The following is a 20,106-nucleotide window of genomic DNA, read 5'->3' on the forward strand; positions in this document are numbered from 1 at the left end:
GATTGGGGAAACAGGCAAGATGGCCGTTGGAGAATCGACTTTTCCTGATATAAAGAGTATTCCAGGTATTCGGCTAGGAACCGCAAGTGCGGGGATCAAAACACCTGGACGACAGGATATTTTGCTGATTGAAGTCGCTGAAGGCGGCTCCGTTGCCGGTGTTTTCACCCGCAATGCATTTTGCGCAGCGCCGGTTACCCTTGCCAGGCAGCATTTGAATAGCGGCAATATTCGCTATTTGGTTGTCAATTCTGGAAATGCCAACGCGTGTACCGGTGAGCAAGGGTTGGCCGATGCAATGGCCTCCTGTGAAGCCGTCGCGGAACTGGCCGGTATCTCGGCGAAACAAGTACTGCCGTTTTCAACAGGCGTGATCGGTGAGCCATTACCGATGACTAAGTTCTTGTCTGTCATACCAAATGCCTATGATGCCTTGAGCGAAGGCGCCTGGTCTCAGGCGGCTCAAGCCATAATGACCACTGACACTCGGCCTAAGGGTGCCCTTAGGCAAATCGACGTGGATGGCCAAACGCTTTGGGTTGGCGGCATTGCCAAGGGCGCGGGAATGATTCGCCCGAATATGGCCACCATGCTGGCATATATCGGGACTAACGCCAAGATTGCCCCTGAGCTCTTGCAGCAAATGTCCCTTGAAGCGGCGAATCAGTCCTTTAATCGCATCACCATTGATGGGGATACCTCGACCAACGACGCCTGCATGCTAATGGCGAGTGGGCAAACCCAAGTGACGGAAATTGCCAGCAGCGAATCCCCCCTCTATCAGAAGTTGCTTGCAGCTGTGGTTGAGGTTCATCAGGAGCTCGCACAAGGTATCGTTCGCGATGGCGAAGGCGCGACCAAATTTGTGACTGTGGCTGTTGAGGGGGCGAGGGCTTCCGACGAGGCATTGAAGGTCGCCTATGCTGTTGCCCATTCACCTCTGATTAAAACAGCGCTTTATGCCGGCGACCCAAATTGGGGGCGTATTGTCGCTGCCATTGGTTATGCTGATGTTGATGATTTGGACGCCTCTCAGGTTAAAGTCTGGCTCGACGATGTGCTGATTGTTGAAAATGGCGGCCGCGCTGCAACCTACCAGGAAGCGCTGGGGCAGAAGGTGATGTCGCAAGATGAGATTCTGATTCGCATTCATCTCGAAAGAGGCGACGCTGAAGAGCGCGTGTGGACGACGGATTTCTCGTACGATTACATCAAAATCAATGCGGAATATCGCACCTGATGTCTGTTGGCACCCTAGTTCATGTGGCTGTGGGCGTGATTGAGAACGCATCCGGCGAAATTCTGATTGCTCGCCGGGCTGATGAGGCGCATCAGGGCGGGCTTTGGGAGTTTCCCGGCGGCAAAGTCGAGTCAGGCGAATCCGTCGAAGAGGCTCTCGCCCGAGAGCTGAATGAAGAGCTGGGAATACAGCCCTCGGCACAAACGCCACTGATCGTCATCGAGCATGATTACGGCGATAAAAAGGTGAAGCTGGATGTCTGGCGAGTAACAGCGTTTACCGGCACGGCGATTGGCCGCGAGGGCCAGCCTCTGCAATGGGTTGCCGTTGATCAGTTAGCTGACTGCGATTTTCCCGAAGCTAACGTACCTATTATTGAGGCTCTCCTGAAAACCTAGTAATTGCCGTCTTCGTCCAGATCTTTACTGAGAATATCGTCGTAGATCGAATTCCCCTGGATCTTGCGGTTTTCTGACGCCCATTCGCCCAGGTCGATTAACTTACACCTCTCACTGCAAAACGGACGAAAGGGGAATTTTTCGGAGTATTCCAGCTCACCTTCGCAAGTCGGACACTTTATTTTGATTGCTCGCATGGGCGCTCCTCACTATGACTCGGAATCTGCGCGTTTAGCCAACTGCAGATATTTCTCATGAAGCCGATTTACTTTTTCCCTAAGCAACAACAGGGATGAATCATTCACAATAATGTCGTCGGCCTTCGCCAGCCTTTCCTTGCGGCTGATTTGTGCGGCGATGATGGCTTTCACCTGCTTCTCTGAATTGCTATCCCGCTTTACGGTGCGCTCTATCTGTAATGTCTCACTGACATCAACCACCAAAATCCGTTGAGTCATAAGATGTTGCTTGCTTTCCAGTAGCAGCGGCGAGACCAAAAGAGTATACGGTGAGCGCGACGAGGTCAGGCCATCAATGATCTCCTGGCGGATCAATGGGTGGGTTAGCGACTCCAGCCAATGCCGTTCGTCAGGATGCTCGAAAATAATCTGCCGGAGCTTGGCTCGGTTTAACGAAAGATCAGGCAAGATGACTTCATCACCAAAATGGGCTTGAATCTCTTTGAGTGCGTCACTGCCGGGGGCAACCACTGTGCGAGCGGCTACGTCTGCATCGACAATGTCTATACCCAATGAGGCAAAGCAATCGGAAACGGCACTTTTGCCACTGCCAATGCCGCCGGTCAGTCCGATAACATAAGTCATGAAGCTACATCTGGATTAACGGGAAGTGGTTTCCCAGTTAGGGGGTTTCAAAACCTGCGAAGTGCAGGTAAGCCCCGGTAATGGTATCGCCCCACATCACAGTAATCCACCCTGCAATAGCCAGGTAGGGGCCGAAAGGAATGGGGATGTTGCGATTACGCCCCAGAATCAAAATGCCGGCGATGCCGATAATGGCGCCAACACAAGAAGAGAGAATGATGATCAGCGGCAGGGCTTGCCAGCCAAGCCAGGCGCCAAGGGCTGCCAACAATTTAAAATCCCCATAGCCCATGCCTTCCTTGCCGGTCAGTAGCTTGAAGCTCCAATAAACGCTCCACAGAATCAAGTAGCCTGCGGCAGCGCCAAAGACTGCCGATGGCAGATCTGTAAACGTATATTGGGTATTAAGGAGAAGGCCGAGCCACAAAAGCGGCAGGGTTATGCTATCCGGTAAAAGCTGATGGTCGATATCGATAAAGGTCAGAGCGATAAGGCTCCAGGTTAGCACCATCAGTGCAAGCGCCGTTAACCCGTAACCAAATTGCCAGGCGATAAAACCGGTAAGCACACCGGTGAGCAGTTCAATTGCAGGGTAGCGCGGGCTGATCGTCTGCTGGCAATTGCTACAGCGGCCCCTTAAAAACAGATAGCTGACAATGGGGATGTTCTGCCAGGGGCGGATAGGGCTATTACACCCGGGGCAGCGAGAATCTGGGAAAGCCAGATTAAATTTTTCTGAAGCCTCTTGGGGCGGGGCGGTTTCAAGCAGCTCGCAACAATCTCGGCGCCAGGTACGTTGCATCATGATGGGCAGTCGGTAAATGACGACGTTGAGAAAGCTGCCGATCATTAAGCCAAGCACAACGGCAATGGCAATGTAGATACCGGAGTACTCAACCGCGAGTACCCCCAGCGCAGAAAATGACACCTAAGAAAACCTTAAACCACTTGACCGATTTGGAAAATGGGCAGGTACATGGCGATCATCAAGCCGCCGACCAGAACACCAAGAACCGACATGATAAGAGGTTCTAGCAGAGAAGTCAGGCTGTCGACCAGGTTATCTACAATTTCTTCGTAGTAGTTGGCAACTTTCTCCAGCATTTCATCAAGCGCACCGGATTCTTCACCAATAGCGGCCATCTGCAACAACATGGATGGGAAGATGCCGGCTTTTCGTAAAGAGGAATTCAACTGGACACCCGTTGCTACCTCATCACGAACCCTGTAACACGCTTTCTCGTACACAGAATTTCCGGCCGCACCCGCAACAGAATCCAAAGCATCAATCAAAGGTACGCCCGCAGCAAAGGTAGTCGACAGGGTACGGGCAAATCGCGCGATAATCGAGTTGTAAACGATGACTCCGATGATGGGCAATTTGAGCATGGCTTTATCGACGGCTTCCGACACGGCTTTGCTGCGCCGTTTTGCTTGCCCAAAGAGGAAGACAAAACCAGCCATCCCCAAGACGATTACAAACCACCATTTTTGAACAATTTCAGAGAGATTAAGCACAAAGAGTGTAAACGCGGGCAGGTCCGCGCCAAAACTGCTGAAGGTTTCCGCAAATTGTGGTACGACTTTAACCAATAAAATACCTGTAACCACGATAGCAACCACGACCACTGCGATGGGGTAGGTCATGGCTTTTTTAATTTTAGCCTTGAGGGCTTCGGTCTTTTCTTTGTAAGTAGCGATGCGGTCCAGCATGGTTTCAAGAGCACCCGCCTGTTCACCAGATTCCACCAAATTACAAAAGAGATCGTCAAAATACTTAGGGTGCTTTTCCAGGGCTTTGGCAAAGCCAGAGCCTGAGGCAACATCATCTCGAATTTCGAGAATCAGCTTACGTAAAGATTCACTTTCAACCCCTTCCGCCACAATTTCAAAGCTTTGTACCAAAGGCACACCGGCTTTCATCATGGTTGCCATCTGTCGGGTGAAAATAGCAATATCTTGGGGTTTAATCTTCTTGCCGCCACCGCCCAATAACGGCTTGGCTTTCTTACGGATAATCTTGGGTTTGATGCCCTGGCGTATAAGCTGGGCTTTTACCAGGGCTTGAGTCGATCCGGTGACTTCACCTTCGACTTTTACGCCCTTTTTATCCGTTCCCTTATAGGTATAAACACTTGTCGCTGAGGCTGTGGCCATAATCGTTAATCCTTGGTGACCCGATTTGCTTCTTCCAGACTGGTCAGTCCCATGGCTGCTTTACGCAGCGCAGAAATTCGTAAGTTGTTAAAGCCGGCTGCATTGGCAGCATCGGCAATCTGAATGGCGTTACCGCCTTCCATTATAATTCGCGAAATATCGTCGGTTATGCGAACCACTTCATAAACCCCGACCCGGCCTTTGTAACCGTTCGAGCACTTATCACAGCCAACCGGGGAATGTAGTTCAAATTCCTGACGGGGAATGCCGATCTCATCAAAGCCTTCTTCTTTAAGGACTTCTTCGGGAATATCTGCGGGCTTCTTGCAGGCAGGGCACAATCGCCGGGCCAACCGCTGGGCAATAATCACGCTGACGGTTGTTGCCACGTTAAACGCTGGCACGCCCATATTCATTAAGCGAGTTAGGGTTTCCGGGGCACTGTTGGTGTGCAGCGTCGACAAAACCAAGTGGCCCGTCTGTGCTGCCTTAATAGCGATAGATGCGGTATCCAGATCCCGAATTTCCCCAACCATCACGATATCCGGATCTTGCCGTAGAAATGAGCGCAGAGCTTCCGCGAAGGTGAGGCCGACCCTGGTGTTCACGTTAACTTGGTTAATCCCTTCCAAGTTGATTTCCACCGGGTCTTCTGCAGTGGAAATATTGCGCTCGGGCGTATTGAGGATATTTAAGCCGGTATAGAGTGATACGGTTTTACCAGAACCCGTTGGACCAGTGACGAGAATCATTCCCTGGGGCTGCTCCAGGGCATCCATGTAGATTTTCTTTTGGTCGTCTTCATAGCCCAGCGCATCAATGCCCAGCTTGGCGCTACTGGGATCGAGAATACGCAATACGATTTTCTCACCAAACAAGGTGGGTAGAGTATTCACCCGGAAGTCGATTGCCCGAGTAGACGATATTTTTAGCTTGATTCGGCCGTCTTGAGGAACCCGCCGCTCCGAGATGTCCATCTGCGACATCACCTTTAAACGGGCAGCAATGCGGGATGCCAAAGCCGTTGGCGGCCCAGCGACTTCCATTAATATTCCGTCTGTACGAAAACGAACCCGATACCGCTTTTCATATGGCTCAAAATGAATATCTGACGCGCCAGTCTTAATCGCGTCGAGCAGTACTTTGTTGATGAATTTAACGATAGGCGCTTCATCGGCTTCGGCATTGGCGTCGTCACCACGTTTATTGTCGTCAACGGACTCGACGTCTAGCTCGCCAAAATCTTCATCGTCGAGATCGCCGAGGGAATCACCAATCGACTGCTCTTGGGAATTTAAGAAAGCCTCAATGGCTTTCGCGAGCTTATCAGCTTCGACCAGAATGGCATCGGTACTAAGGCCGGTATTGAACTTGACTTCGTCCAGTGCATGTAAGTTGGTGGGGTCAGATACCGCCAAAAATAGGCGGTTACCACGGCGATAAAGCGGTAATACCTGATGCTTGCCAATCAATCGATTGTCTACCAGGTCTGTAGGAATCCGATCTGGAGAGAAGGCTGTTAAATCAAAAACCGGTGAACCGAATTCATCGGAAGCTGCATTGGCAATCTTTTTCGCATTGATTTGATGGCCGCTAACCAGTTCATGGACAAACGTTGATTTATTGGTCTTAGCACTCTGCAGCGCTTTAACGGCGGTATCTTCATCAATGGTGCCATCCGCCACCAGACGTCGGGCTAATCCACTTAATACGGGTGCACTGGCATTCATTCAGCAAGCTCAACATTGAATGACTAACTTCAGTATGGGTTGGAGGTTAAAACGTTACCACCGTCGATTTTTAGGCGGCGAGGCCTCCAGCCATGTCACTGTTCCTACCTGAAGTCTAGCAGCGAAAAAAAAGAATGCCGGTGACAATATTTGTCACTTTTTGATTTTGAGCGTCAGCGCCAAAAACGTCAGCCGAACTAAAAAAACCGGTAACTTATTGAAATTCGGCTACATTTAAAATTGGCATGCTCGTTGATTAGGGGATGTCAGTCAGAAAACAACATGATGATGTTTTTATGGCGCCAAAATTAACAGGAGCAAACACATGAACGAAATGAAACAACAGAAAGGTTTTACCTTAATTGAATTAATGATCGTGGTTGCGATCATCGGTATTCTGGCAGCGGTTGCTTTGCCCGCCTATCAGGATTACACAACCCGTGCGAAAATAAGTGAAGGTATATCTCTCGCGTCCGCAGCAAAAACTGCAGTTTCTGAGCACTACCTGACCAAAAATTCTTATCCGACAAACAACTCGTCAGCTGGTTACACTAGCCCTACAACCGAAATGGTTTCGGGAATCAATATCGCATCAGGGCTAATTACGGTGACTTATACAACAGACGCTGGTGTAGATTCCTCTGAAGATGATTTGCAATTTTCGCCTATTGCAAGTGATTCTGGTATTCAGTGGGTATGTAGGCCTGCAGCTAGTGGTGGTGTAGATCCTAAATTCCTACCGTCTAATTGCCGCAGCTAAACCTAAAAATAAATCATTAAAGCCCAGGTTAAATGCTTGGGCTTTATGCTATAGGGAAATAAGTTGTATTCAAAATTAGATTTAAAATATTTCGCCGCATTACTCACCGTATCCATAACGACATATATCCTGTATTTACAGGGTGTTGGTGGAAATTTTATTTTTGATGATTTTCCCAATCTAAAATTGATGGAAATTTTTGATCGGGAAGGTTATAGCCTCTCAACAGTAAAAGCATACCTAGACTCATCTTTCTCCGGCCCACTCAAAAGGCCGGTATCAATGCTCAGCTTTCTACTAGAATATCCAAGCTGGCCTGATTCCCCATCAGAATTTAAACGTAGTAATATTTTATATCACTGTATTACTGGCCTATCAGTCGCATGGCTATGCTATTTACTTTGTCATGTATATAAAAAAAACCACAGTCTTTCTCTAGTTGTAGGCGTTTTAAGTGGCTCAATATTTCTTTTACATCCCCTTCATGTTTCAACGGTATTATACGTTGTGCAGAGAATGGCCATTCTGTCTGCTTTATTCTCAATTCTATGCATTATTAGCTACGTAAAAGGACGGTTTTCTTTAGCTGACAAGAAAAAACGCGGTTGGATTTATATTTTCATAATATGTCCGACTTTTTTCCTTTTAAGTATTTTAAGTAAAGAAAATGGCATTCTAACGATTTGGCTCGTTTGTCTTGTAGAATTTTGCCTTTTGCGGAAATATCTTCCCTTACATGGTATTGATAAGCGGATTATTAATAGCTGTGTATTTGGGGCATCACTACTTCTTACTCTATTTCTTATATATCAATTTTTTACCGTTCATCTGTTTGGAGATAGCTACGCACGTAGAGATTTTTCAATGGCTGAGCGTCTGCTTACAGAGAGTCGTATAGTCTGTGACTATATTGGAAAAATTGTCTTTCCACGTATGCAAACATATGGAATTTTTTCGGATGGAGTACAAGTATCAAAATCTCTATTTCATCCTATAACAACTATATTATCTTTGCTTGTGAATATTGGACTATTGACTACGGCAGTAGTTTTATACAAAAGAAACCCAATCATAACGTTTGGTATATTATTTTTCTATATCGGTCACTTTCTTGAGTCCACTTATGTACCTTTAGAGCTGTACTACGAACATCGTAATTATTTACCTTCATTTGGAATTATTTTCTTATTCTCGTATTTGATTAGCTTTATTCAGAAAGCTAAGTTGCAAATCAGAATCACTGTGATCACTTTGCTTTTTGGCGTTCTATGCTTACTTTTAGTTTCGAGAACGCAATTATGGGGTAATCACTTTCTAATGATTAATCTATGGTCAGAGAGCAATCCGCGATCACTAAGGGCGCAATTATTGGTTTCAGGGTATTGGATGAAATACGGGAATTTTGAAATGGCCAGTCGATATATTGATAGGTCATTGGAATATCATGTTGAAGATCCGAAGCCATGGTTGTACGCAATTGAGTTGAACTGCATTTCCGGGGAAAAGTGGAAAGAGGTGAATATTACTGACGTATTGCGTAATTTAAGAGAATCAACGTATCACCAAAGTACATACAGTTATCTCAAGTCTCTAACATCCTCCAAAATGATTACTGGTTGCAAGGATGTTTCCTATGATGATTTGATAAGTGCTTATAAAGCGCTCGCCAAATCAAAAGGTTCAGACGTTGGAAATATACAGGCACTTTTTCTATTTCAGATTGGCAATATTTATTTAGCAATGAGAGAGGAAGAAAAGGCTTTCAAAGTTTATGGAGAAGCTTTGGATATGCGAACAGACATAGGCGCAGGGCTGGTAGAAATGGCAACGTTAGCAAATCTTGGATATTATGATTTGGCTCTTCTTCATGGAAAAAGGCTAGAGAAAAAGATTTTAGAGGTATATCAAGGGGAGGTAGGTGATATATATAGTGTCTCGAGTATCGAGTGGATTCATGAAGAGTATGATTTTTTGAGATCGGAGATTCTTAAGTCTGTGGAAGAAACTAAAAATTTAGATTGATTATATTAAAAGTTTCGATTCAGGTTCAGAGTTCTTACTCCTATACGGATTCGTAGTTAGTTCATTGGGTATTTAAACTAAGGTATCAAATGGAAGTCGCGATACGATTCGATGTCGATACTGAAAAGTGTTTGAAAAAAGGTGTTCCTGCATTACTTGAAGTGGCCAGAGAAAGAGGGGTAAAGTTTTCTTTTATGATTAATATGGGGCGCGCGATCTCATATTCATCAATCCTCGCCCAGAAAATATCTTCTCAAAGCCCACCTGGGGCTCCTGTTGATAAACTATCTCCTTTACGTAAATTGGGCATATGGCATTTTCTAAGAACTATACTTATAAATCCTAAAATTGGCGTTCAATCCCCTGAGTTATTGCATTTGATACTAGAGGATGGACACGTAATTGGCCTTCACGGCGGACGAAATCATGGAGCTTGGCAGGCGGGGGCGTCAACTTGGTCCCGAGAGAAATTGATAAGAGAAGTCGAGTGGGGCATAAAAGCGTTTCAGCGTGTTCATTTACCTGAGCCTTCCATTTTTTCATCTCCTGGTTGGAATTCACCTGATGACCTTCCAGATATTCTGAGTGCGTTGGGTTTCTCGGCTATCGCCGATTCGCATAACCCAGGGGAGTGTATTAAAAAGAAATCAACCTCTTCTATCGATGATATAAATACTTCAATATTAGGAAATCCAGGCGCAATTGGCTTTATAGAACATTGTGTTGCAAGTTCAAAATCTGTAAAGGAAGCTGTGGAAATTACGTTAAGCGAGCTTAATAAAACTGGTCGTTCTATTGTTTATGACCACCCTTTTTTTGCCGGATGTGAAGGTCTAGATTATCTATCAAGTTATATTGACCTTTTGGGTCGATCTGGGGTGGCTATAATATCGTTGGATGATTTATGAAAGACGAAGTCAACTGGCTAGATGCTTATCGAAAGCATATTAAAAAGTATAAATATGCCAACCCAAAGCGAGCGAAATTTGTAAGTAAATTTTTAGCGAGTCATGGCTATTATTTTAGCGATAAGCCCTCAATAGCAGAAATTGCAGCTTTTAGTGCTAAAGACTTATATATGTTAAAGGGATTATCTCCTGATAGTCTGTGCATAGCGATTGATAAAGAGGCTGAGGTTCTTCAAAAGATTGATTGTGGTGTTTATCCTATACAGGCTGATGCAAGAGCTTTGCCTTTTAACATCAAAAGTATAGATATAACTTTTCATAGTGGATTAATTATCTACTTTGATGATGAGAAAGCCAAAGAGATAATTGAGGAGCAGGCTAGGGTTTCAAAGAGGTTTGCGTTCGCGTTCGCGCATAATAAGTACAATTTGGTAGATGTCTTGCTATCAGCTTGGAAAAAAATGAAAGGCGATCCAATGTATGGCTATAGGAGGTTTAGTTGTAAAGATCTAAAAAGGCTTTCGGCCGGAATTTCTATGAAGTCGGAAGTTTTTTTATATGACAATATGATCGAAAATGTGAACTCGAAGAGAGAAAGTTATTTGTGGAAGCTGTTGATAGCTTTGCGAGTAAATAAACTTCCAATATTTTACAATGAATCTGTGTTAATTTTGTCTGAAACATGATTGATTTGATTCTTGGAGCAAGAGGTAATGGCTTAGGGATTGCTAGGAGTTTGGGTGAGGGCGATATAAAGCCTTATGTTGTAGATTTTTCTACCAATCCAATTTGCGCTAGCTCTAGGTACATATTGGATTACTTTCGTGTCGAGCCGAACGATGATAGTTTGATAAGCCTAATCTCAAACATATCAAAGGATGATGATTTAATTGTTTATCCTACGGATGATTCGTGGGTTTCATTTATTTATCGTAATAGTGAACACCTTAGAAATATAGGGGTAGCTTATCCTTGGGTGAGTGTGAATGATATAGAAGATGTTCTCAATAAAAGGCGTTTTTACAATCGGTTCCATAAACGCTACTTAATGCCATCCATCTTGCCTTTTGAAAAAAGAGAAGAAAATAAATCAATAATTAAAGCGGAAATATCACATTGCAAATTTAATATTGCTCCAAAAGGTGTGAAGGCTTCAAAAGTCGATCGAATAAATCAGGCTGGAGTAAATGTACTTGTGCAGGAGAGAATAAAAGTCCCTCTTGATAATCATTTTTCTGTTTCAGGATTAAGATTTAACGAAAAACTAGTCTCTCCTATTGTGACATGTAAGGTGCTTGAGTATCCGAATCCAGGAGGGACTGCGACGATGGTCGCGACAGTTCAGTCATCTAGTTTGAGAGAAGATCTGATACGTTTGGCCGCTAATGTACTAAAAGATCTTAAGCTTATTGGTGCATTTGAAGTTGAAATTATTTGTAAAGGTGAGGAATTTTATTTAATCGAGATAAACCCCAGGTTTTGGCTTCAGCATCGTCTTGGCGTTGTATTCGGGATAAATTATCCCTTGATTTACCGTAATTATATTTTGACTGGTGGTTCAAGTCATAGAGACAAGGAGTTTGCCGGGAGCGGTGTATGGGTTCATGAAGGGGCTTGTGTGTCTCTTTTAAATTTATCCTCCTTATTTTCATCTTGGCCTGCTAAGTTGCTTTCTGCAGATAATATAATGTGGGCGCATTATGATAGTTCAGATATAAGGCCCTTCTGGAGGTTTTTGAGAAGTGCGGCTAAATTTTAAGGTTGCTGTGCGTGGGGGGATATTTTTGGGTGCGTTATGGCTAATTTCGTACTTAATCGTTTCTCATCCAAATTTTATCAATGATATTCGGAATTTCTCTTTATCTAGTCTGTTTGCGATAGTTGTATTTTATATTCTATTTTATTATTTAAACGGATTGATTTTGAAAGTTCTGGTGGCTAATGATGAAAGAAATTGTAATGTTATTACGATGGTTGGTATTTCTCAGGTATCTTCGTTAGCCGGTTACATTACACCTTTTCGAAGCGGGGGGGTTGGTCTGAGGAGTGTTCTACTTAAAAAGTACTTTGAAGTTGATTACTCAGAAAGCATAGCAAATTTCATGTTGGTGTTTTTAATTACAATTACCTCAAATGTTTTTGTTGGTCTCGTATTGGTGCTTTTAAGTGATCCAAAATATATTTTAAATGAATACATAATGGCTATCTTTTTGTTTCTGTTTTTATGTGTTGGTGGCTTCTTTTTGTTTCCATTCAAGCGATTTATTCTAAATCTGAAATGTGGATTTCTGCCAGAATTTTTCACTAAGATGTTATTTTTTTTGACAGGCTACGGAGTAAAGCGGATAGGTTTCATTTTTTTTCTCTGTTTGGCGCAGCTGTTCACACAGTCGATTATTACCTGGTTTTTGATAGAAGGGGTCGGGGAGGTTCCTGATCTGACGGTTTGTATTGGTTTGTCCGTGCTTTCAAATTTAGCTTTGGCTATATCTTTAACGCCTGGAAATGTAGGTGTTAAAGAGTTTGTTTTGTTGTTTTTTGGTGAACGTTTTTTATTGGATTCTACTTCGTTTCTTTCTGCGCTTTTAATAGATAGGGGGATTCAGATTTTTATGTTAGTAGGAGGATCACTATTTTTTTTCTATTTTAGAAAATATTATAAATTGCCCTTATGATAGTTGTCTGTTATTTAGACTGTTTAATTCTTGTGACTTATCTATAAGATTTTAATTCGGATACAATTATTTTTGATGGGTTGGCTGATAATTTATTTTCTTCGAGATTAAGATCCGGAATTTTCTCTATTAAAGAAATTGCTTTTTCTTTTTGTAAGTTGCATATCCATGCACTCTTTCCAATTCCTTCGTTTCTTTCGGTGTAGTTTCTGAGGATTATGCAGGGCTTTGACAAGTAGTAGCATTCTTCTTGATTGCTTCCTCCATCTGTAAGTACAAATTTAGACTTTTTTACTAATTCAATAAAATTAAAGTAATCGTATCTAGGTCTTAGCTCAATATTGTTTGTGTTTAATAATGATTCATAGAGTCCATTTTTTTTTAATCTCTCTTCTGTTGGTTTGTGCATAATGACTAATACGGGAGTGGTTTTTGAAACTTCCTTCACTATTTCAATTATTTTTAATAGGTTTTTCTTTTTGTATAGATTTTCGAAACGATGGAAGGAGGCTACACAGTATTCATATGTGGGTATTTTGACGCTTAAGTTTTGTGGGAGGCAGAGGCTTAAAGAGTCATATAGCGTATTTTCTTTGGTGTTAATTTTTCTTCCGCTGTATGGTTCGAGGTTTTTTATCGCCCAGTCTCCAGGAGCAAAATAATAGTCACTGAGCTGGAATACTAAAAGTCGAGTTATTTCTTCAGGAAACGGATTTGTCAAACTAAATGATCTCAACCCTGATTCTATATGTGCTGATTTTAATCCGGAAATTTTTGCAAGGAAAGATCCTAGTAAGGTAGAGAAGGTGTCTCCATGGTTGAGAACAATTCCAATCTTATCATTTTTCCATATTTTTTTTCGATTTTTTAAAACAGCGAAAACAGAATATCCAAACCAGAATATCATTTTTTTTATGTTAGTTACGTCATTTCCTTGATATATCGTGTAATCCGGCTCTTTTAGTCCGAAGTTTTCCCTGATGTTGTCCATGGTATTTTTATGTTGGCCGCTAAAAACTAAATTGTATTCTATATTTTGTGATTTTAGCTCGACCATTATTGGTGCCATCTTGATCAGTTGTGCTTTAGTGCCTATAAATATGTGTATCATGGATTATAAAACTTTTTCTTGACCTGTTTTTTGGGGTGTGCTTATTTTTGAGGAGGGTTTTTTCCAGCTTTCCCTTTCCAAAGACTTGTAATGCAATGATGAAACCTGCTCAGATACGATACCCATAAGAAAGATAATTAGAGATGATTGAAATAAAAGTGCCGACATGTTGGTAAATCTTGTGTCAGTTATATAAGTGTATCCATAGTATAAAGAGCCAAGAGAAAACAAGGTGATAGCAATAGGTAAGAAAAATCTCATTGGTGAAAATAGAGCACCAATTTTGAAAATAATAATTAGAAATCGAGAACCGTCTTTAACGATTTTTATATGGCTCTTCCCCTCGCGTTTTTTTACCGAAATAGGTACGTACCCTACCGATAGGCCTGATCTGAAGAATGCCATAGTGCTCGTTGTCGGGTAAGAAAAGCCATTCGGGAGCAAGTAAAGATATCTTCTAAAATAGAAGCTCTTAACTGCCCTAAAACCTGAGGTAAGGTCTTCTATTTTGTTTCCTGTCATCCAGCTTGCGAGGCGATTGTATATCGCGTTCCCTAGTCTTCTTGTATTGCTGGCTTGGGATTCAGGGCCTCTTGCTCCAACAACCATGTCATAGCCTTCGTTAAGCTTATCAATAAGTCGCTTGGCGTCTTGAGGGGTATGCTGTCCATCTGCATCTAAGAAAATGAGTACATCACCAGAAGCAATTCTGGCTCCTGATTTTATCGATGCACCGTTACCCTTGCTGTAGGGGTGGTTAACTACCGTCGCTCCGGCCTGTGAGGCCAAGGTTTTTGTGTTGTCTGTAGAACCATCATTTACCACGATAACTTCAGATGAGGGAAAGCTCATTTTAATGTTGGTTATCACATCCGCGATTGTTGCTGCTTCATTTTTCGCAGGTATAACGAATGTGAGTGTCTGCTCGAATTGTCCGGTGTCGGTCACGTGCAGGATTCCTTTCTAGGATGCAAGGGTAAATCTTAGGCATCTAAGAGATTGCTATCCTAAACTTTGGGTGTAGGATCATTTTCATCTATTAAGTGGAGAGATGATTCGTCAATTTCGAGCCTAGGTGATCTTTTACTCAAAATGTATAGTTCAACGAATCAAAATTTTCAATTTTTGCGGAATGATTTGGATAAGTCTTCTGTAGTTTTAGGGGTTATCGGCCTCGGCTACGTTGGCCTCCCGCTAGCCCTTCGTTTCTGTGAAGTTGGCTTCAAGGTCATTGGTTTCGATACCGATCCTGCTAAGGTTGTGTCGCTTCAGGAAAATCGTAGCTACTTACAGCACATCGATCATTCTGTTATTGAAGCCGCGATGGCTGGTGGCTTTGAGCCGACGACAGATTTCGCCAAAATCAACTCCGTTGATACCATTATTATTTGTGTGCCAACCCCGCTCACATCTCATCGGGAGCCCGATCTCAGTTTCGTTGTTCAGACGATGGATAGCATCCAACCCTATTTGAAAAAGGGACAGTTGCTGTCGTTGGAGAGCACAACCTATCCTGGTACAACCGAAGAGGTGCTGTTGCCTTATTTGGAGAGGTCGGGTTTTACGGTGGGGGAAGATATCTTTCTGGTGTATTCGCCAGAGAGGGAAGACCCTGGGAATGCTAAGTACGGCACCAAGACGATTCCTAAGATCTTAGGCGGTTACACGCCTGCCTGTTCTGAGCTGGGTAGGGCGTTGTACAGTGCTGCCATTGACGAGGTGGTAATGGTCAGTTCGCCTAAAGTGGCGGAATTGACTAAGCTACTGGAGAACATTCATCGGGCGGTCAATATCGGTCTGGTCAACGAGATGAAGGTCGTCGCCGATAAAATGGGCATTGATATCCATGAAGTGATCGATGCTGCAGCGACCAAGCCGTTTGGTTTTACTCCCTATTATCCGGGGCCGGGGTTAGGCGGCCACTGCATTCCCATCGATCCGTTTTATCTCACCTGGAAGGCGAGGGAGTACGGCATCAATACGCGCTTTATCGAATTGGCGGGAGAGGTCAATACGGCTATGCCGGCTTGGGTCGTCGCCAAATTGGTGGAAGCATTAAATGACCGCTGTAAGTCGGTAAAAGGCAGTCGGATTTTGATTTTAGGGCTGGCCTATAAAAAGAATGTCTCTGATTTGCGGGAGTCTCCCTCCATGCGGCTGATGCAGTTGCTGTTGGATAAGGGCGCGATGGTGGATTACAGCGATCCTCATATTCCAAAAATTCCCGCCCTTCGCAATTACGATATCCGTGCGGAATCTGTGCCACTAACCGCTGTTAACCTGTCCTTATACGACTGTGTACTGCTGGCGACAGATCACGATGCCTTTGACTATGAACTGATCGGCGCAAATGCAGCGTTAATCATCGATACTCGTGCCCGTTTTCGGGAGGCCGCAGATAATATTATTCGGGCTTAGGTGCTTATACCTTGCGAGTTTATCGGTTGGGGAAGTTTGATCACTGACTGCGCGGTGTGTTGATGGCCAATGTCCTTAAAATTGTAAAATGACTCATAATGTGTCGATTTTGTCCCATAAATGCGTTAGTTTAAATTATGGGACAGGAATATATCACTTATGGCCAATGACATTTTACGACAAACCGAAGCAATTCTTCGTGTTTTAGTTGAGCATTCGGAAGGGCTTTCTCGTGGTGAAATAGAGAGTTTTCTCAGTTTTCCTATTAATAGTAAGACCTTACAGCGAAGATTGGCATCGCTCGTCGATGGTGGCCAGGTCTTCATGAGCGGTGACAGAAAGGCTGCTCGCTATCACGTGCTGGAGGTTTCTAATGAGACCGTTAAGGGACAGGTTTCGGGAGTTGATACCTGTATTTTCGGCTCGCAGAGTCGGATGATACTCAAATTCCTAGAGACACCTTTATATATGAGGGAAAGGGTGTCCTATAACCGAAACTTCTTGGATTCCTACCTTCCAAACAAAAGCCGGTATATCCCTACACAGATAAGTGAAGACCTTTATAAAAAGGGGCGGCGCTTTGATAAGCAGCTTGCAGCCGGTACTTATGCCAGAAATATCTGTCAGCGGCTTTTGATTGATCTGTCTTATAACTCCAGCCGCTTAGAAGGCAACACTTATTCCCGCCTTGATACGCAAAAGCTTGTCGAAGAAGGCGTCTCTGCAGATGGAAAGGTTCATGAAGAAACAGTGATGATCATGAACCATAAGGAGGCGATACTCTTTTTGGTTGAGAATGCACAGGATATCGAGCTCAACAGCCTAACCATTCGAAACTTGCATCATTTATTGTCTCAGGACCTGCTCGCTAATCCTGAATCCTGCGGCAACATTCGCACGATCGAGGTCGATATTAGCCGTTCGACGTACAAGCCAATGGGAAATCGATACGTATTAAAAGAACTTTTAGAACTGATTCTGCAAAAGGCAAAAAGGATCGATGATCCCTTTGAGCAAAGTTTCTTCCTGCTGGTGCAATTATCTTATTTGCAGGCGTTTGAAGATGTCAATAAACGAACGTCCCGACTGGCTTGCAACATTCCGTTTATAAGAGAAAATCTTTGCCCGTTAAGTTTTACCGACATCGCGCGTGAAGATTACACTGCAGCGGTGTTAACCATGTATGAACTCAATAATATCGAGCCGATGTTGGATCTGTTTATATGGGCATATTCTCGTTCATGTGATCAATATGGTGTTGTAAAAAAGTCGCTTGGAGATGTTGATATTTTTCGAATTCAGTATCGACAGCAGCGAAAAACGATTATGGGGAAAATTGTAAAGCAGGGCTTACATGGAAAGGCTGCCGAGGCGCAGATAGAAACCTATTGTCAGGAAGAAGGCATAGACAATATTGAAAAATTTATCGCTATGACGCTTACGGATCTGAGTGCGTTGCATGCGGGTGCCATTATCGGTCTTGGTATAACTGAAGCGCAGTTAGACGCATGGTTAGAGCTTAAACCATAAACGAGTTCCCGCGCTTTGTCGTGTAAGTCTAAATAGGTGGTTTGTTCTAATTCGGTCTTATATTAATTCCTAACCCCCCACATACCGCCTTTAACTCTTCAAGGCTAACCTCAGGTAAACCCGCAAGAAGGGTGATGCCTGAGTTGTAGTCACAATTATCTACAGTGCCATCGTGTTGTTCGATCCAGTGGCGGAGAAATTGTTCGTGCTTGAAATCCGCGGTGATGGTGAGTGATTGTCGTTGGATCAGCGTTTTCACCGATAGGGCATCGATGGTTTGCTGGGCGGAAGCAGAGTAGGCGCGGACTAATCCTCCCGCCCCAAGTTTTACTCCGCCGAAATAGCGGGTCACAACCAGCATGATGTCGCCAATGTCTTTATGTTGTAAGACGTTGAGGATAGGTTTACCGGCGGTGCCAGAGGGTTCGCCGTCATCAGACATGGCCGCGCTGGCTGGCGACTTGGGGCTCCCCAGCAGATAAGCCCAGCAATGGTGGCGAGCATCAGGATAGCGATTTTTGCAGTCTTCCAGCAGTGCCATCGAGGCCGCCCGATCTGGCGCAAATCCGGCGCAGGCGTAGAACTTGCTCTTTTTGATTTCGTAGAGGGTTTCGGTAACGCTGGCGGGAATCGGGTAAGACATAATCGTTGAGGAAACTCAGCGGGTTGGAAAACCTGCAGAGTTTTCAGGTTATTCCATCCGCATGGAGAGATCGACGGCCTTCACGTCTTTGGTCAAAGCACCAATCGAGATGTAGTCCACACCGGTTTCGGCGATGGGTCTCAGTGTTTCTTTGGTGATACCGCCGGAGGCTTCCAGTTTGGTGCTGCCGCCGAATTGGTCTTTGTTGACCTGAACGGCGCGGCGCATGTCTTCCAGAGAAAAGTTGTCCAGCATAATGATGTCGCTGCCGGTTTGCAGGGCTAATTCCAGCTCGCTAAAGGATTCGACTTCAATCTCAACCGGTTTGCCTGGTGCGATACGGCGGGCTTCCGTAATGGCTTCGCCGATGCCACCACAAGCTGCGATATGGTTTTCTTTGATTAAGAAGGCGTCGTACAGGCCAATGCGATGATTGAAGCAGCCGCCGCAGGTGACGGCGTATTTCTGTGCGCTGCGTAAGCCGGGAATGGTTTTGCGAGTATCTAAGAGTTTTACGCCTGTGCCTGCGACCATCTGGGCATAGTCGTAACTGACGCTGGCAGTCGCTGAGAGCATTTGCAGAAAGTTGAGTGCCGAGCGTTCCCCCGTTAAAAGAGAGCGGGCATTACCTTCGAGCCGAAACAGCACAGTATTGGCGTCGACTCGATCGCCATCGGCGACCAGCCAAGTGACCGTGACTTCCGGGTCTAATTGTTGGAAGACTTCAGTCACCCATTCGACACCGGCGATGGTGCAGGTATCGCGTGTGATAACACGGGCTCGGCCCTGTGTCGCGGCGGGAATTAACTGTGCGGTGATGTCGCCGTCGCGAACGTCTTCAGCAAGGGCGCGTCGAACACTGTCGATGCGGTCGGAATCCAGATTCGGAATCGTCTCGAGCATGGTGTTTAGCCTTCAGGCTGTGGCTGGATGGGCGCGCGATTTTATCAGCATTCGGCTTCTGCGGCACCCTTAGCATGTTCTCCTGCGCCTGCTAAAGCGGCTGGCGCAGGATTAATTCGCCGTTACGTTGGGTAAACTCGATATTTCTCAGGGCGCTCATCCCCAGCAGAACGCCTTCGCCAGACATGCCGGGATTGATGCTGGCCGTTACGCCATTCAGCGTAATATTGCCAATGGTCAGGTTATCCAGCCGGGTTTGATAAACGCGAACCACGCCATTGGCGGTAGATGCCAGCTGCACATTGCCTTTGGCGAGGTTCAGGCGTTCGGCCAAGGCTTCGGGAATCACCACGTCGGTAGCGCCTGTGTCCAGTAAAAATTGAACATCGACGCCATTGATCATGCCGTTGGCCACATAGTGATGTTGGCGGTTGCTCTGTAGGACGACTTCGCGATAGTCACCGGTTTGGCGGGTTTCTGGCGATTGATTGGGGTTCGACTGTTTGCCTTCCCAGTTTCCGAATCCCCAGGTCAGTAGGCCGACCACCATTACCCAGAAGATGATCAGCATACCTCGTCCCATTGGGGCGCTGTCTGAAGGTGGTGGGGATTGTGATGACATTGGCTCAACCTTTTTGGTGAATATTGGGTCTGGCGCTAAAAACTATAGGTATTATTCCATCACGTCTCATAGGCAGAAACCAAAATGTGAAGCAGGCCACAAATCGGAATCTCGCATCTGTTGCCATCGGATTGGCCACATATACTGAAGTTAACCAGTCGTATA

At 44.8% G+C, this 20,106-nt stretch carries 20 protein-coding genes; 10 read left to right on the plus strand and 10 right to left on the minus strand.

Annotated elements, in window-relative coordinates; translation table 11 throughout:
• The first annotated feature begins 19 nt into the window (after positions 1 to 19).
• Positions 20 to 1,240, plus strand: coding sequence for a bifunctional glutamate N-acetyltransferase/amino-acid acetyltransferase ArgJ (gene argJ / locus ACXAFR_RS16790; protein ID WP_475178860.1), 1,221 nt, complete (start codon positions 20 to 22; stop codon positions 1,238 to 1,240).
• Positions 1,240 to 1,638, plus strand: a complete 399-nt coding sequence (gene mutT, locus ACXAFR_RS16795) for an 8-oxo-dGTP diphosphatase MutT (protein WP_475178861.1) — start codon at positions 1,240 to 1,242, stop codon at positions 1,636 to 1,638. The genes argJ and mutT overlap by 1 nt, the downstream gene beginning before the upstream one ends.
• On the opposite strand, the gene ACXAFR_RS16800 is transcribed toward mutT, so the two are convergent.
• The 5 genes from ACXAFR_RS16800 to pilB form a co-directional block, all read right to left on the minus strand.
• The gene (locus ACXAFR_RS16800) at positions 1,635 to 1,835 is read right to left on the minus strand and encodes a DNA gyrase inhibitor YacG (protein ID WP_475178862.1); all 201 of its coding nucleotides are present in this window, start codon (positions 1,833 to 1,835) and stop codon (positions 1,635 to 1,637) included. The two genes, mutT and ACXAFR_RS16800, sit on opposite strands and share 4 nt — an antisense overlap.
• A gap of 12 nt (positions 1,836 to 1,847) precedes the next feature.
• Positions 1,848 to 2,462, minus strand: coding sequence for a dephospho-CoA kinase (gene coaE / locus ACXAFR_RS16805; RefSeq protein WP_475178864.1), 615 nt, complete (start codon positions 2,460 to 2,462; stop codon positions 1,848 to 1,850).
• 37 nt (positions 2,463 to 2,499) lie between these two features.
• Positions 2,500 to 3,312: a prepilin peptidase gene (locus tag ACXAFR_RS16810; protein WP_475179047.1), complete on the minus strand. Its 813-nt coding sequence runs from the start codon at positions 3,310 to 3,312 to the stop codon at positions 2,500 to 2,502.
• 89 nt (positions 3,313 to 3,401) lie between these two features.
• On the minus strand, positions 3,402 to 4,619 hold the full coding sequence (locus tag ACXAFR_RS16815; RefSeq protein ID WP_475178865.1) for a type II secretion system F family protein: 1,218 nt from the start codon (positions 4,617 to 4,619) through the stop codon (positions 3,402 to 3,404).
• A 5-nt stretch (positions 4,620 to 4,624) separates the two neighbouring features.
• Complete coding sequence (gene pilB / locus ACXAFR_RS16820) at positions 4,625 to 6,349, minus strand: type IV-A pilus assembly ATPase PilB (protein WP_475178866.1); 1,725 nt, start codon at positions 6,347 to 6,349, stop codon at positions 4,625 to 4,627.
• A gap of 325 nt (positions 6,350 to 6,674) precedes the next feature.
• Here pilB and ACXAFR_RS16825 point away from each other — a divergent pair, with 325 nt between their 5' ends.
• From ACXAFR_RS16825 to ACXAFR_RS16850, 6 genes are all read left to right on the plus strand, one after another.
• Entirely contained in the window at positions 6,675 to 7,109 is a 435-nt protein-coding gene (locus tag ACXAFR_RS16825) for a pilin (RefSeq protein ID WP_475178867.1), read from the plus strand.
• 63 nt (positions 7,110 to 7,172) lie between these two features.
• Positions 7,173 to 9,131 (plus strand): hypothetical protein, encoded by a 1,959-nt coding sequence (locus ACXAFR_RS16830; RefSeq protein WP_475178869.1) that lies wholly within the window; start codon positions 7,173 to 7,175, stop codon positions 9,129 to 9,131.
• Between the two features lie 89 nt (positions 9,132 to 9,220).
• Complete coding sequence (locus ACXAFR_RS16835) at positions 9,221 to 10,039, plus strand: polysaccharide deacetylase family protein (RefSeq protein WP_475178871.1); 819 nt, start codon at positions 9,221 to 9,223, stop codon at positions 10,037 to 10,039.
• Positions 10,036 to 10,725, plus strand: a complete 690-nt coding sequence (locus ACXAFR_RS16840) for a class I SAM-dependent methyltransferase (protein ID WP_475178872.1) — start codon at positions 10,036 to 10,038, stop codon at positions 10,723 to 10,725. The genes ACXAFR_RS16835 and ACXAFR_RS16840 overlap by 4 nt, the downstream gene beginning before the upstream one ends.
• Positions 10,722 to 11,798, plus strand: coding sequence for an ATP-grasp domain-containing protein (locus ACXAFR_RS16845; RefSeq protein WP_475178874.1), 1,077 nt, complete (start codon positions 10,722 to 10,724; stop codon positions 11,796 to 11,798). The genes ACXAFR_RS16840 and ACXAFR_RS16845 overlap by 4 nt, the downstream gene beginning before the upstream one ends.
• Entirely contained in the window at positions 11,782 to 12,714 is a 933-nt protein-coding gene (locus ACXAFR_RS16850) for a lysylphosphatidylglycerol synthase transmembrane domain-containing protein (protein WP_475178875.1), read from the plus strand. Before ACXAFR_RS16845 ends, ACXAFR_RS16850 begins: the two co-directional genes overlap by 17 nt.
• Before the next feature lie 37 nt (positions 12,715 to 12,751).
• Here the strand turns inward: ACXAFR_RS16850 and ACXAFR_RS16855 are convergent, their stop codons facing one another.
• Both ACXAFR_RS16855 and ACXAFR_RS16860 read right to left on the minus strand, forming a co-directional pair.
• Positions 12,752 to 13,783, minus strand: coding sequence for a UDP-N-acetylglucosamine 2-epimerase (locus ACXAFR_RS16855; protein WP_475178877.1), 1,032 nt, complete (start codon positions 13,781 to 13,783; stop codon positions 12,752 to 12,754).
• Between the two features lie 45 nt (positions 13,784 to 13,828).
• Positions 13,829 to 14,773: a glycosyltransferase family 2 protein gene (locus ACXAFR_RS16860; protein ID WP_475178878.1), complete on the minus strand. Its 945-nt coding sequence runs from the start codon at positions 14,771 to 14,773 to the stop codon at positions 13,829 to 13,831.
• A 189-nt stretch (positions 14,774 to 14,962) separates the two neighbouring features.
• Between ACXAFR_RS16860 and ACXAFR_RS16865 the strand changes: the two genes are divergently transcribed.
• Both ACXAFR_RS16865 and ACXAFR_RS16870 read left to right on the plus strand, forming a co-directional pair.
• Positions 14,963 to 16,243 carry a nucleotide sugar dehydrogenase gene (locus tag ACXAFR_RS16865; protein WP_475178879.1) on the plus strand — a complete coding sequence of 427 codons (1,281 nt, stop codon included), beginning with the start codon at positions 14,963 to 14,965 and terminating at the stop codon, positions 16,241 to 16,243.
• Between the two features lie 159 nt (positions 16,244 to 16,402).
• Positions 16,403 to 17,773, plus strand: a complete 1,371-nt coding sequence (locus tag ACXAFR_RS16870) for a Fic family protein (RefSeq protein ID WP_475178881.1) — start codon at positions 16,403 to 16,405, stop codon at positions 17,771 to 17,773.
• A 46-nt stretch (positions 17,774 to 17,819) separates the two neighbouring features.
• Here the strand turns inward: ACXAFR_RS16870 and ACXAFR_RS16875 are convergent, their stop codons facing one another.
• The 3 genes from ACXAFR_RS16875 to ACXAFR_RS16885 form a co-directional block, all read right to left on the minus strand.
• Positions 17,820 to 18,416: an IMPACT family protein gene (locus ACXAFR_RS16875; RefSeq protein ID WP_475178882.1), complete on the minus strand. Its 597-nt coding sequence runs from the start codon at positions 18,414 to 18,416 to the stop codon at positions 17,820 to 17,822.
• 48 nt (positions 18,417 to 18,464) lie between these two features.
• A complete protein-coding gene (gene nadC / locus ACXAFR_RS16880) occupies positions 18,465 to 19,319 on the minus strand; it encodes a carboxylating nicotinate-nucleotide diphosphorylase (protein ID WP_475178883.1) in 855 nt (284 codons plus the stop codon).
• A 91-nt stretch (positions 19,320 to 19,410) separates the two neighbouring features.
• Positions 19,411 to 19,941, minus strand: a complete 531-nt coding sequence (locus tag ACXAFR_RS16885) for a retropepsin-like aspartic protease family protein (RefSeq protein ID WP_475178885.1) — start codon at positions 19,939 to 19,941, stop codon at positions 19,411 to 19,413.
• Between the last annotated feature and the right edge of the window lie 165 nt (positions 19,942 to 20,106).

It is taken from the genome of Pseudomaricurvus sp. ABR4_320 (genome assembly GCF_056159445.1).